Origin of the sequence: Mycobacterium sp. TKK-01-0059 (genome assembly GCF_000709305.1) — a bacterium.
Classification (GTDB): Bacteria; Actinomycetota; Actinomycetes; order Mycobacteriales; family Mycobacteriaceae; genus Mycobacterium; species Mycobacterium intracellulare.
Window position 1 is genome coordinate 490,782 of the sequence record NZ_KL446993.1, and the last position, 13,129, is coordinate 503,910.

The 13,129-nt window shown below is 67.0% G+C and carries 14 protein-coding genes and 1 other RNA gene; 4 read left to right on the forward strand and 11 right to left on the reverse strand.

The window, feature by feature from the left end:
• The first annotated feature begins 75 nt into the window (after positions 1 to 75).
• Positions 76 to 840: a membrane protein gene (locus K883_RS02560; protein ID WP_036453684.1), complete on the forward strand. Its 765-nt coding sequence runs from the start codon at positions 76 to 78 to the stop codon at positions 838 to 840.
• 134 nt (positions 841 to 974) lie between these two features.
• Here K883_RS02560 and ssrA read toward each other — a convergent pair.
• The 9 genes from ssrA to prfB all read right to left on the reverse strand — a co-directional run bounded on the left by ssrA (position 975) and on the right by prfB (position 7,922).
• Positions 975 to 1,342, reverse strand: a transfer-messenger RNA (tmRNA) gene (ssrA, locus tag K883_RS26430).
• A gap of 166 nt (positions 1,343 to 1,508) precedes the next feature.
• On the reverse strand, positions 1,509 to 2,354 hold the full coding sequence (locus K883_RS02565; protein WP_036453685.1) for a maleylpyruvate isomerase family mycothiol-dependent enzyme: 846 nt from the start codon (positions 2,352 to 2,354) through the stop codon (positions 1,509 to 1,511).
• A gap of 19 nt (positions 2,355 to 2,373) precedes the next feature.
• Positions 2,374 to 3,216 carry a DMT family transporter gene (locus K883_RS02570; RefSeq protein ID WP_072501403.1) on the reverse strand — a complete coding sequence of 281 codons (843 nt, stop codon included), beginning with the start codon at positions 3,214 to 3,216 and terminating at the stop codon, positions 2,374 to 2,376.
• A complete protein-coding gene (gene smpB, locus K883_RS02575; RefSeq protein ID WP_009954261.1) occupies positions 3,213 to 3,722 on the reverse strand; it encodes an SsrA-binding protein SmpB in 510 nt (169 codons plus the stop codon). The genes K883_RS02570 and smpB overlap by 4 nt, the downstream gene beginning before the upstream one ends.
• 2 nt (positions 3,723 to 3,724) lie before the next feature.
• Positions 3,725 to 4,618 (reverse strand): permease-like cell division protein FtsX, encoded by an 894-nt coding sequence (gene ftsX / locus K883_RS02580; RefSeq protein WP_008259364.1) that lies wholly within the window; start codon positions 4,616 to 4,618, stop codon positions 3,725 to 3,727.
• Entirely contained in the window at positions 4,619 to 5,308 is a 690-nt protein-coding gene (ftsE, locus tag K883_RS02585) for a cell division ATP-binding protein FtsE (RefSeq protein WP_008259365.1), read from the reverse strand.
• A 43-nt stretch (positions 5,309 to 5,351) separates the two neighbouring features.
• On the reverse strand, positions 5,352 to 5,846 hold the full coding sequence (locus K883_RS02590; protein ID WP_008259367.1) for a hypothetical protein: 495 nt from the start codon (positions 5,844 to 5,846) through the stop codon (positions 5,352 to 5,354).
• Complete coding sequence (locus K883_RS02595) at positions 5,843 to 6,820, reverse strand: mechanosensitive ion channel family protein (RefSeq protein ID WP_051070691.1); 978 nt, start codon at positions 6,818 to 6,820, stop codon at positions 5,843 to 5,845. Before K883_RS02595 ends, K883_RS02590 begins: the two co-directional genes overlap by 4 nt.
• The gene (gene prfB, locus K883_RS02600; protein WP_008259372.1) at positions 6,810 to 7,922 is read right to left on the reverse strand and encodes a peptide chain release factor 2; all 1,113 of its coding nucleotides are present in this window, start codon (positions 7,920 to 7,922) and stop codon (positions 6,810 to 6,812) included. Before prfB ends, K883_RS02595 begins: the two co-directional genes overlap by 11 nt.
• A gap of 171 nt (positions 7,923 to 8,093) precedes the next feature.
• Between prfB and K883_RS02605 the strand changes: the two genes are divergently transcribed.
• A complete protein-coding gene (locus tag K883_RS02605) occupies positions 8,094 to 9,470 on the forward strand; it encodes an FAD-dependent oxidoreductase (protein WP_008259373.1) in 1,377 nt (458 codons plus the stop codon).
• A gap of 9 nt (positions 9,471 to 9,479) precedes the next feature.
• Positions 9,480 to 9,911, forward strand: coding sequence for a pyridoxamine 5'-phosphate oxidase family protein (locus tag K883_RS02610; protein WP_036429418.1), 432 nt, complete (start codon positions 9,480 to 9,482; stop codon positions 9,909 to 9,911).
• Between the two features lie 5 nt (positions 9,912 to 9,916).
• Here K883_RS02610 and K883_RS02615 read toward each other — a convergent pair whose 3' ends face one another.
• Positions 9,917 to 10,318: a group III truncated hemoglobin gene (locus K883_RS02615; protein ID WP_008259375.1), complete on the reverse strand. Its 402-nt coding sequence runs from the start codon at positions 10,316 to 10,318 to the stop codon at positions 9,917 to 9,919.
• Positions 10,319 to 10,465: 147 nt separating this feature from the next.
• Between K883_RS02615 and K883_RS02620 the strand changes: the two genes are divergently transcribed.
• The gene (locus K883_RS02620) at positions 10,466 to 11,458 is read left to right on the forward strand and encodes an Acg family FMN-binding oxidoreductase (RefSeq protein ID WP_014712152.1); all 993 of its coding nucleotides are present in this window, start codon (positions 10,466 to 10,468) and stop codon (positions 11,456 to 11,458) included.
• Here the strand turns inward: K883_RS02620 and K883_RS02625 are convergent.
• Positions 11,438 to 13,111 (reverse strand): GAF domain-containing sensor histidine kinase, encoded by a 1,674-nt coding sequence (locus K883_RS02625; RefSeq protein WP_081490168.1) that lies wholly within the window; start codon positions 13,109 to 13,111, stop codon positions 11,438 to 11,440. The genes K883_RS02620 and K883_RS02625 overlap by 21 nt on opposite strands.
• Positions 13,112 to 13,129: the final 18 nt, after the last annotated feature.

Consider the following 13,129-nt stretch of genomic DNA (forward strand, 5'->3'; position numbering starts at 1 on the left):
GTCAGGGCTCTTGTCAGCAAAACATTGCATGTGCCATGCTTTGGGCATGCTACCCGCCGGGCGAATGGTAGGGCCATGACAGAGACGATCAACGCCGACGAACAGCAGCAGCCGCAGCAGCACAGGCGCGGCCTCTCGTCACTGCAAAAGTCGTTGTTCGGAGTTCTGGCTTTCTTCTTTGCAATCCATATCGTGTTCTGGTTTCTCGAATTTCACGGCGGGGTTTCCCATGTTGTCGCTTCCACCGGATTGGTGGTTGTCGTCGTTGGGTGCTTCTTGACGGCGATTGCGCTGCCGTGGCTACCGGTGGCGGGCCGTCGCGACTGGACGAAGTCGGAGCGACTGAGCGCGATGGTGATCGTATGGGTCTTCATCGCTCTAATCCCACGCTTCATCTGGGAGCTGCCTTGGCTATTGCTGTTCGACCAAATCAGGGCCGGCGTGCAGAAAGGCGCTCTGTGGACGTACATGTGGGCGCCCATCCTCCTCGGAGGCGACGCACGCTACTTAAACGGTGACCCGCTCATCGTCGTCCTTGAATGGATTGCCTTCTTCGTCGGCCTCTTCGAGGCTTACGCGATGGTGCAGTTCTTCCGGAATGGAAAGCGGTTCACCAGCACTCAACTCTCATTCATCATGGGCGGGATGATCGTGGAGGTCACGCTGCCAGCGGTCTACTTCGGGGTCGAGATTGCGAACAATCTGCAAAGCATGAGCAGTTCCGTTGAGATGTGGATCAAGTTCGTCGTGCTGAACCTTTTGTGGTGCACCATGCCGTTTGTCACTTACTTCTGGGGCGTTCGACGTCTAGCCCGCCAAGACCTTGCAGTGAAGTTTTAGCGCCCCCGGCGCCCAGAGCACCCGCGCATGCCCGGGGCGGGGTGACCCCTTTGGCGGCCTCTGCCGCCTCGTAAAAGCCGGCGTGCTCACGTGGCGCTAACTTGGCCCATATTCGCTCTATTTTGCCTGCTAAACGGTGGAGCTGCCGGGAATCGAACCCGGGTCCTACGGCATTCCCTCAAGACTTCTCCGTGCGCAGTTCGCTATGCCTCTACTCGGATCTCCCGGTCACGCGAACAAGCCGAGATGACGATCCCAGTCGCTGTTGGTGTCCCGACAAGTCCCGCGACCGGACTCGTCGGTGGATCCCTCTAGCTGACGCCAGGCTCCGGGTCGAGGGCGTTCCCGGTCTGACGGACTAGCTGTCGCTTAGGCAGCGAGAGCGTAGTCGCGCTGATGTGAATCGGCGCTTATCTGTTTGCAACGACGCTTACGGTGGTCGGTTGCCTGCACCGGCACGCTTCCCTTGATTCGATGCGCGAAGTCGAAACCTTTCAGCCCCTCGCACCCCGCCGACTTTCGGCAGGAATATCAATGGTACCTGGCTATCAACCAGCAGCAACGGGATTATCTTCCCCGGCCGGGCCGCGAGCGTCGACTCGTTGCGCGAAAAACCCCCAGATCAACGCATCAACCCGACGTTCGTCGCGAAAGGCGACGAAAAGCGATCAGATCACGAAGTTGAGGTGCTCGACGATCTGGCCGGCCACGTCTTTGTCGCCACCGAGTTCGACGTCCTGGGCGCGCGCGGGGCACATCGGCCGGCCGCCGGCGAGCCTGGTGAACTGCAGCCCGTCCAGCCGGATCGTCGCCGTCGGCTCTTGTCCCGCGAAGCTGTCGACGACGGCGGCCCGACCGTCGACCCTGACCCGGATGGTGCGGGCCAGCGGGCCGGTGAGCTCGAATTGGGCGCGCGAACCCTCGGGGGCCTTGGCCAGCCTGCCCACGACGTAGCCCATCGTGGCGGCGATCTCGTCGACGGCAAGCGAGGCCGCCGGGCCGGCGAGCTCGTCGTCGGAGGGCGGCCGCTCCAATGCGACGCGGATGTCTTGCTCGTGCATCCAGCAATCGAACACCCGGATCCGCATGAACCGACCGTAGGTGTCCGGGCCCGTGGGGGTCGCCGTCACCGCGTTCCACTCCTCGTCGGACAGGGCCGTCAGGGCCGCGCGCCGGTCGTCGGTGATCGCCCGGAAGCTTTCCAGCACATCGGCATCCGCGTGGGCGCCCAGATGGCGAACCCAGCACTCGTTCATCGCTCCGATGTCGTTTCGCACGTGCTCCAGCGCGGAGACGTCGATGTCGGGCTGGGGCGCGGCGATGCCGGCGAGGAAGGACTCGGTGCCGATCATGTGCGACACCAAGGCCTTGACGTCCCAGCCCGGCAGCGGACTCGCGGCCCGCCATTGCGCCTCGGACAGGCCCGCCAACAGCGCGTCGAGGTCGTCCCAAACGGCGAAGAGGCCGGTGAGGACGGTGGACTTGTCGAGTTTGGTGACGGGGCGATCGGCCATGGTCAGGATCGTAGGCCGGTCAGGCCGACGCGATCATCGCCACGGACCCCATGGCGAGCACCATCCCGATCCCCTGCCAGCGGGTCACCCGCTCCCGCAGCACGACCATCGCCAGAACGACCGTCGCCGCCGGATACAGGGAGATCAGGATGCTGGCCAGCGACAGCAGCCAGGTGTGCAGGGCCGCCAGCATGGTGATGTTGGCGAAGATGTCCAGGACGGCAACGGCGACCGCCAACCGCAACGGCTTGCCGCGCGGCATCTTCAGGTTCTGGCTGGTTGCGGCCATCGCGAAGATCACCAGGCTGGCCGCCACCCGGGCGAAGACCAGCGGCCAGAGCTTGCAGACGTGGGGCGCCTGGTGCAGAAACACCAGGTTCAGTCCCATCGCCGAGCCCGCAACGACCGTGAGCCAGGCCACTTTTGGGGTGAACCGATACGGGGTCCCCTCGACGGGGGCCTCGCGGCTGACCAGCATCACCGCCCCCAGGGCCAGCACGACACCCACCAGGGCCGCCTGCCCCGGCCGCTCCCCCAGAGCCATACCCACCGCGACGGGTACCGCGGCGTTCAGCACGGCCGCCAGCGGTGAGACGACGGAGATCGGTCCCGAACCGAGCGCCGCGAAGAACGCCCACATGCCGAAGGCCATGCCGATTCCGTAGAGGGTCCCCCACAGAACGGCCCCGACATGAATAGGGCCACCGACGAAGATGGCCATCACACCGAGGAGAACTGTCTCGATCGGATAGGCGACCAGCATGACGCGCAGCGCGGCCACCCGCCGAGCTGCGACACCGCCCACAAAATCGCTGACACCGTACGTAACGGCTGACAGCTGGGCGTACGCGGCCCCGATCAGGTCATGCCCTTTGCTCGGCGCCCCAGTTCACGGACCACTTCGCGCTGTGCGTCGCGCTGGGCCATGTCCTGGCGTTTGTCGTAAGCCCTTTTGCCGCGCGCAAGAGCCAGTTCGACCTTGACCTTGCCCTCGGAGAAATACAGAGACAGCGGCATCAAGGCGAGGTTACCATCTCGAATCTTGCCGACCAGCCTGTCGATTTGTTGCCGATGTAACAACAACTTTCGGTTGCGCCGGGGGTCATGATTGGTCCAGCTACCGTGCTGGTACTCCGCAATGTACAAGTTGCGCAACCACACTTCGCCGTCGTCGATCGTTGCGAAGGCGTCAGCTAACGAAGCTTGGCCCTCGCGCAGGCTTTTGACCTCGGTGCCTTGCAGCGCGACCCCGGCCTCGAACGATTCGATGATCGAATAGTTATGCCGCGCTTTGCGATTGGTGGCCACAACTTGTTTGCTGCCACCTTTGCCGCCCGCCGCCTTGGCCCGGCCGGATCCCTTGGCCACAGCTACCGCCGGATATAGAGGCGCAAGGTCGCGTACGCCGTCAGGGCCGCCATCGACACGCCGAGCAGAAACAGCCACGGCGAGATATAGAGGATGTCGGCGTAGTCGACCTTGGCGATCAGGTGAGCTTGGTAGAACTGGCTCAGCGCGTTGTCCAGGAACAAGGCCCGCACCAACATCAGGCCGATGACCGCGATCGCGACACCGATGGACGCGGCCAGCATCGCCTCCACCAGGAAGGGCAGCTGGGTGTACCACCGGCTGGCGCCCACCAGCCGCATGATCCCGATCTCCGTGCGTCGGGTGTAGGCCGCGACCTGCACCATGTTGGCAATCAACAGGATCGCCCCGACCGCCTGCACCAGCGCGACGGCGAACGCGGCATCCCGCAACCCGTCCAGCACCGCGAACAGCCGGTCGATCAGATCCTTCTCGTTGAGGATGCTGCGCACCCCCAGCTGCCCCTGCATTGCTGCGTCGAATTCCGCGTGCTGTTCGGGATTGTTGAGTTTGACGATGAACGACGCGGGGAACGAGTCCTTGCCCGCGACGTCCTTGAACTCCGGGAACTTCTTGATGGCGTCGTTGTAGGCGTCCTGCCGGTTGACGAACCGCACCGACTTGACGTCCTGTCGCGCATCGACCTTCTCGCGCAGCGCCTTACACGGAGCTGAGGCGCACGTCGCGTCGTTGGCGGAGATGTCGTCGGTCAGGAAGACCTGCGTCTCGACGCGGTCGAGATAGATCTCCCGGGAGTTGTCGGCCAGCCGTACCACCAGCAGGCCGCCGCCGAACAGCCCGATCGAGATGGCGGTCGTCAGGATCATCGCGGCCGTCATCGTGACGTTGCGGCGAAGGCCGGTCAGGACCTCGTTGAGCAGGAAGCCGAAGCGCACTTAGCGGTCCATCCCGTAGATGCCACGCTGCTCGTCGCGCACCAGCCTGCCCAACGACAGCTCGACGACGCGCTGGCGCATCGAGTCGACGATGTGATGGTCGTGCGTCGCCATCAACACCGTCGTCCCGGTGCGGTTGATCCGCTCCAACAAATCCATGATGTCCTTACTGGTATCTGGGTCGAGGTTGCCCGTCGGCTCGTCCGCCAGCAGCACCAGCGGCCGGTTGACGTAGGCCCGCGCGATCGCCACGCGTTGCTGCTCGCCGCCGGACAGCTCGTGGGGCAGCCGGTTTGCCTTCCCCGACAGGCCGACGGTTTCCAGCACGTCGGGCACCACGCGGTTGATCGCGTCGCTGCGTTTGCCGATCACTTCCAGCGCGAAGGCGACGTTCTCGTACACGGTCTTCTGCTGCAGCAGGCGAAAGTCCTGAAAGACCGTTCCGATCACCTGACGCAGCTTCGGTACGTGACGACCGCGCAGCTTGTTGACGTGGAACTTCGACACCCGGATGTCGCCGGAGGTCGGGTTCTCCTCGCCGAGCAGCAGCCGCATGAACGTCGACTTGCCCGACCCCGACGGGCCGATCAGGAAGACGAATTCACCCTTGTCGATCTTGACGTTGACGTCCTCCAATGCGGGACGGGCCGCGCTTTTGTACTTCTTGCTGACGTGGTCCAGGGTGATCATCACGGCACGCCAGTGTAGCGGTGATTTTCGCTGGCAGGCGAAGTCAACGGGCCGGGGGCGACGTCGTGGGGGTCGGACCGGGGCCCGGCTGCGGTTGCTCGGGCGTCGGCGTGGGCGGGCTCGTGCTCGGAGGGCAGAACGGCGCCGGGAGTATGCACGGCAGCTGCGGCATCTGGAACGGCGGCGTGGTGGTGGTGGTGGTGGTCGTGGTCACCGGGGGTGGCGGCGGTGGAGGCGGCGGCGTGGTCGTCGGGGTCGGCGTATAGGTGACGGTGGCCGGCGGCTGCTGCACGCGGCTGCGCGGCACCCACGTGTAGTTGGGATCGGGCACGAACCCCGGCGGCACAACTTGTTGGGCCGGGGGCTTGGGCGCCGGTGCCGGGCGGTAGGTGTCGTAGGTCCACCACACCAGGAAAAAGGCGATGATCAGCACGAGGGTCGACGTGCGCATCCGCCCGCCGAAGACGTAATTGGGCCAGCGATGTTCGGCATCCGTGTCGTCGCCGCGCTTCTCGAGGATGTTCAGGGTGAATTTCACCGCTTCTGCCCCGCACCTTGGACGTCATCGTCGGTTTGCCGTTCGGCGGCCGGGACGGACGCGTCGTCGACCAGCTCCACCCGCGCGTCCGCCGCCGTCACGATCCCGACGCGGGCCAGCGCGCGGATGACCAGGACACGCAGCTGCCGGCCGACCTCGAACTGCTTGCCGGGCAGGGTGCGGGCCACCATACGCAAGGTGACGGTGTCCACTTCGATGCTCTCCACGCCCATCACGGTGGGCGCGTCCAGCAGCAATGCCCCCAGCACGGGGTTGTCCATCGCGCGGTCGCATTCCTGGTGCAGGACCTCGTTGACCCGGTTCAGGTCGGCGCTGGTCGACACGGGGATGTCCACCACCGCGCGCGCCCAATCCTTGGACAGGTTGACCACCTTGACGATCTGCCCGTTCGGGATGGTCAGCACCTCGCCGTCCGGCGAGCGCAGCCGGGTCACCCGCAACGTCACGTTCTCGACGGTGCCGCTGGCTTCCGTGGCGGCAACGACGGTGAGGGTGACCAGATCCCCGAAGCCGTACTGCCGCTCCACCAGGATGAAAAAGCCGGACAGCAGGTCTCTCACCAACTGCTGGGCGCCGAAACCCAGGGCGGCGCCGACCACGGTGGCCGGGGCGACCAGACCCCCCACCGAGAACTGCAGCACGTCGGCGATCTGCAGCATGACCCAGATGCCGATGATGACGACCGATACCCAGGAGATCACCGAGGCCACGGCCTGGCGGTGCTTGGAGGCTTCCGAGCGCACCAGCGCGTCGCTTTCGGCGAAGCCGAGGTTGAGCTGCCGGGTCACCTGCTGTGCCACCCAGTTGACGAACCTCGCCGCCAGCACCGCCGCGATCAGCACCATGGCGATCCGCAGACCCCTGGTGATGATCCACTCACCGATCTCGCCCCGCCAGAAGTCGTGCCAATGGTGCGTCATCGAGGCCGCAAGAATGCTTGTGTTATTCGTCATCTTTTCGGTTGCGCCAACGGATTCCCGCTTCCAGGAATCCGTCGATGTCTCCATCCAGGACGGCCGCCGGATTGCCGACCTCGTATTCGGTCCGCAGGTCCTTGACCATCTGATAGGGGTGCAGCACGTAGGAGCGCATCTGGTTACCCCACGAACTGCCGCCTTCGCCTTTTAACGCGTCCAGCTCCGCGCGTTCTTCGGATCGCTTGCGCTCCAACAACTTTGCCTGAAGCACTCGCATCGCCGAGATCTTGTTCTGCAATTGCGATTTTTCGTTCTGGCAAGTGACGACGATACCCGTTGGGACGTGGGTTAAACGTACCGCGGAGTCGGTGGTGTTCACGGATTGGCCGCCCGGGCCGCTCGAGCGGTAAACGTCAACGCGCACATCGCCTTCCGGGATGTCGATGTGATCGGTGGTCTCCACCACAGGCAGCACCTCGACTTCGGCGAACGAGGTCTGACGCCGGCTCTGGTTGTCGAACGGGCTGATTCGCACCAGCCGATGGGTGCCCTGCTCCACCGACAGCGTGCCGTAGGCGAACGGGGCGTGCACGGCGAACGTCGCGCTCTTGATGCCGGCCTCTTCGGCGTAGGAGGTGTCGAACAGCTCGACGGGATACTTGTGCTGCTCGGCCCACCGGATATACATCCGCATCAGCATCTCGGCCCAGTCGGCGGCGTCCACCCCACCGGCGCCGGAACGGATCGTGACCAGCGCCTCGCGCTCGTCGTACTCGCCCGAGAGCAGGGTGCGCACCTCCGTGGCCTCGATCTCGGCCTGCAGCGCCTTCAGCTCGGCGTCCGCCTCGGCCAGCGCCTCTGCCGCGCCCTCGCCCTCCTCGGCCGCCAGCTCGTACAGCACCGGAAGGTCGTCCAGACGCCCCCGCAGCTCCTCGATCCGGCGCAACTCGCCCTGGGCGTGGGACAACTCGCTGGTCACCCGCTGGGCGCGGGTCTGGTCGTCCCATAACTGAGGATCGGACGCCTCGTGTTCGAGCTTCTCGATGCGGGCGCGCAGACCGTCCACATCGAGCACCCGCTCCACCGTGGTCAGGGTGGAGTCGAGGGCGGCGATGTCGGCTTGACGGTCGGGTTCCACAGCCGACAACGTTACCGGGGGCCGCCAGCCTGCTCGGCCACCGGCGAGTGCTGAGGTCACGACCAGCGGTCATGCGTTTAGAGTCGAGGCACGATCATGTGCGCCCCGCGTTGCGCGCCGGCCTATTTTGGAAGCCCCCGGCGCTGACGTGGCCCGAATAGAAGGTCGAGAATGCGCCCGTACCACGTTGCAATCGTCGGCTCCGGACCGTCGGGGTTCTTCGCCGCGTCCTCCTTGCTGAAGGCGGCCGACGCGTCGCAGGACATCGATGTCGCCGTTGACATGCTGGAGATGCTCCCCACCCCGTGGGGGCTGGTGCGCTCCGGCGTCGCGCCCGATCATCCGAAGATCAAGTCGATCAGCAAGCAATTCGAGAAGACGGCCCAAGATCCGCGGTTCCGTTTCTTCGGCAACGTCTCGGTCGGCGAGCACGTGCAAGCCAGTGAGCTCGCCGAGCGTTACGACGCCGTCATCTATGCCGTCGGGGCCCAGTCCGACCGCGCGCTGAACATCCCCGGCGAGGAGTTGCCGGGCAGCATCGCCGCCGTCGATTTCGTGGGCTGGTACAACGCGCACCCCAACTTCGAGGAGGCCACGCCCGACCTGTCGGGCGCGCGCGCCGTGGTCGTCGGCAACGGCAACGTCGCCCTCGACGTCGCGCGCATCCTGGTCACCGATCCCGACGTGCTGGGCCAGACCGACATCGCCGACCACGCGCTGGAGTCGTTGCGGCCGTGCGGGGTCGACGAAGTGGTGGTCATCGGCCGGCGCGGGCCACTGCAGACCGCGTTCACCACGCTCGAACTTCGCGAGCTGGGCGATCTGGAGAACGTCGACGTGATCGTCGACCCTGCGCAGCTCGAGGGCGTGAGCGACGAGGACGCCGCCGCGGCCGGCAAGACGGCCAAGCAGAACATCAACGTGCTGCGTGATTACGCGAAGCGCTCCCCGCGCCCGGGGCATCGCCGGATCGTGTTGCGCTTCATGACCTCGCCGATCGAGATCAAGGGCGAGGGCCGGGTTGAGCGGATTGTGCTCGGCCGCAACGAGCTCGTCACCGACGCCAACGGGCGGGTCTCCGCGAACGACACCGGCGAGCGCGAGGAGCTGCCGGTGCAGCTGGTGGTGCGCTCGGTCGGTTACCGCGGCGTGCCCACGCCGGGGCTGCCGTTCGACGAGAAGACCGCGACGATCCCCAATAGCGGGGGCCGGGTCGACGGGAGCCGCAACGAATACGTGGTCGGGTGGATCAAGCGCGGGCCGACCGGCGTCATCGGCACCAACAAGAAGGACTCCCAGGACACGGTGGACACGCTGCTCGCCGACCTGGCCAGCGTCGCCCCCCCCGATGGCGGCGGCCTGGCGGATTTCCCGCACGACCACGCCGACCAGCTGGCCGAATGGCTGGCCTCGCGCCAGCCCAAACTGGTCACCTCGGCGCATTGGGAGCTCATCGACGCCCACGAGCGGGCGGCCGGCGAGCCGCACGGGCGCCCCCGCGTCAAGCTGCCGAGCTTGGCCAAGTTGCTTCGGGTCAGCCACGGCTAGATTGGGATCGTGCGGAGCGACGAACCGGTGAGCGTGCTTACTGAAGACGAGAGCTGGAATCGGTTGGGCAGCGTCACGCTGGGCCGGCTGGTCACCAATTTCGCCGGTGAGCCCGAGATCTTTCCGGTCAACTTCGTGGCCCAAGACCGCACCGTGCTGTTCCGGACCGCCGAGGGCACCAAACTGTTCTCGGCCGTGGCGAACCACGCGGTGGTTTTCGAGGTGGACGATCACACCCTCGTCGAGGGCTGGAGCGTCATCGTCCGCGGTCGCGCTCGGCTGCTGAAAACCAACGCGGACATTGCCAGGGCCGACCGCGCGCAATTACTGCCGTGGACGGCCATGCCCAAGCCGCACTATGTGCGGATCACCCCGACCGAAGTCACCGGTCGTCATTTCCGGTTCGGGCCGGAGCCGGACCCGCACGCGAGCTTCGCCTGAACGGTTCAGCGGGCCACGAGGGCGTCGGGCTCGCGCGCGTCCACGCCCACCAGCCGGCGGTGTATCGCCCACGCGATCCTGGCGGCCTGCACCTTCGCCCGCTCGGCCGCCGGGCCGCGATACATCTCGTCCACCGTGTGACACCAAAGGTCGAGCCAGCGCCGGAAGTGGTCGGCCGACAGCAGTGTGCGGTCGTGGATGTCGCGGTGGACGTTCAGCGCGCTGCCCCGGCACCGGCCTGCGCGAAACAGCACCGTCTCCCAGAAGTCGCACATCGTGGGGATGTGCCCGTCCAGCCCGGCCGCGCGCAGCTGCGCGAACGGCTCGGATAGGACATCGTCGACGAGCGCGCGTTCGTAGAAGCGTCGCAGCAGCACCTCGATGTCGGTCCGGTCGGCCAGGTCCATGCGTCCACTATCCGCCGCGGGCGCCGGTGGGCGGCAGGGCCGAAAGTCCCTTGTGTACGGGGCTTTCGCCTCTCCCGCCTGCGGTGTCGACGCACGAAGCTGGAGGTCATGATCGCGGGTGCTCACCGTGAGGCCGGAGAGGCAATCATGTATCCCTATTTCCCCGACGCCGTGACCATCCGGACGGCGCTGACGCTGGCCGGGCGGGCGCCCTCGATCCACAACACGCAGCCATGGCGGTGGCGGGTGGGCGGCGCCGACCTCGAGTTCTACTGCGAGCCCAACCGGCAGCTGGAGAACACCGACCCGGACGGCCGCGACCTGATGATCAGCTGCGGCGCCGCGTTGCATCACTGCGTCGTGGCCCTGGCCGCGCTGGGCTGGAAGGCCAAGGTGCATCGCCTCCCCGACCCCGACGACGCCGGCTACCTGGCCGCCGTCGAGGTGATGCCGCACTCCCCCGACCAGGTCGACATCGCGCTGGCCGCGGCCATCCCGCGGCGACGCACCGACCGGCGGGCCTACAGCTGGTGGCCGGTGGCGCCGGGCGACATCGCCCTGATGGCGGCCCGGGCCGCCCGCAGCGGGGTCATGCTACGCCAGGTCGATGCGGTGGACCGGATGAAAGACATTGTGGCGCAGTCAGTCTGGGCCCACATCACCAATCACGACTACCTGGTGGAGCTCACCAGGTGGAGCGGGCGCTACGGTTCGGTGGCAGGGGTGCCGGCCAGGAATACCCCGCCGTCGGACCGCAGCGCCCCGATCCCGGGCCGGCTGTTCGCCGAACCGATGCTGGCCCCCTCCGGCGCGTCGCCCGCCGAGGACGGCGCCGCGATCCTGGCGCTGGGCACCGAAGGCGACGACCGGTTGTCGCGGCTGCGCGCCGGGGAGGCGACGAGCATGGTCGCCCTGACCGCGACGGCGCTGGGGCTGGCGTGCTGCCCGATCACCGAGCCGCTGGAAGTCCGCGAGACGCGCGAGGCCGTGCGCGCCGACGTGTTCGACGGCGGCGGCTACCCGCAGATGCTGCTACGGGTGGGCTGGCCCCCGATCAACGCCGATCCGCTGCCGTCGACGCCGCGCCGGGACGTGTCCGAAATCGTCGAGTGGGCAGGGCTATTGGAGCAGCGGGGCTGACCAGCGCAGCACCGTCCCCCCCGTGTCCGGCGCGCCGTCGATGTCGAACCGGCCGCCGGCCTGTTCGGCCCGTCGCCGCAGATTCGTCAGGCCGCTGCCGGTGTACTGATCCGGCATCCCGCGCCCGTTGTCGGCCACCTCGATCGTCAGGTCGTCGTCGACCGCGACCCGGACCGTCACGGTGGTGGCCTGCGCGTGACGGATGGCGTTGCTGACGGCTTCGCGGACCACCGCCTCCGCATGGTCGGCCAGCGCGGCGCCTACCACCGACAGCGGCCCGACGAACTGTACGGTGGTGCGCAGTCCGGAGCCGGCGAACTGGCCCACCGCCTCGTCGATGCGCTGGCGCAGCCGGGTGATGCCTTGCGACGCGCCGTGCAGATCGAAGATGGTGGTGCGGATTTCACCGATGACGCCCTGCAGGTCGTCGATAGATTCGGAAAGCCGTTGCCGCACTTCGGGTTCGGCCGCCCTGGCCACGGTGCCCTGCAACGCCAGGCCGACGGCGAACAGGCGCTGGATCACGTGGTCGTGCAGGTCGCGGGCGATGCGGTCGCGGTCGGTGAGCACGTCGAGTTCGCGCATGCGGCGCTGCGAGGTGGCCAGCTGCCACGCCAGGGCGGCTTGATCGGCGAAGGCGGCCATCATCTCGAGCTGCTCGTCGCCGAAGGAGCCCGGGCTGCCGTGGCGGAGCACGACCACGACGCCGGCGACGGTGTCGGCGGCCCGCAGCGGCAGCAGCAGCGCGGGTCCCGCGTCGTCCACGCCGTCGAGTTCGAGGCGCTCGACGCGCCGCGGGACGCTCGTGGTGTACACCTCACCGAGCGGCGTGCCGGCCACCGGTATCGCGCTGCCGCCGACGGAAGCGACTGCGCTGCCGATGGTTTCGATGACCAGCAGCTCGGCCGCGGGCTCCTTCTCACCCGCCGGGATGGCCACCAGGGCCGCGTCAGCCGCGGTCAGCTTGAGCGCCTCCTCGGCGACCAGGCGGAACACCGTCGCGGGCTCGCTGCCCGACAGCAGCTCGGTGGCGATGTCACGCGTGGCCTCGATCCACGACTGGCGCTCCTTGGCCTGCTCGTAGAGCCGGGCGTTGGCGATCGCGATCCCCGCGGCCGCGGCCAGCGCCTGAACCAGCACCTCGTCGTCGACGCTGAACGGTTGGCCGTTGGTCTTCTCGGTCAGGTACAGCGTGCCAAAAGCGTTGTCGCGCACCCGAACCGGAACACCGAGAAACGTCCGCATGGGCGGATGGTTTTCGGGAAACCCGACCGAGGCCGGGTGCTGCGCGACGTCTTCCAGCCGCAGCGGCTTCGGCTCGTCGATGAGCAGTCCGATGACCCCCCGGCCTTCGGGCAGATGACCGATGCGCCGCACCGTTTCCTCGTCGACACCCTCGTAGACGAAGTGCACCACCCGGTTGTCGGCGCCGTGGACCTCCAGGGCGCCATAGCGGGCGTCGACGAGGCTGGTCGCCGACCGCACGATCGAGCGCAGGGTGGCGTTGAGCTCCAGCCCCGAGGTCACCACCAGCATCGCCTCGAGCAGGCCGTCGAGCCGGTCCCTGCCCTCGACGATCTGGGTCACCCGGTCCTGCACCTCGACCAGCAGTTCGCTCAGGCGCAGCTGGGACAGCGTGCGGCGCAACCGCATTCCCGCGTCGTCCTGATC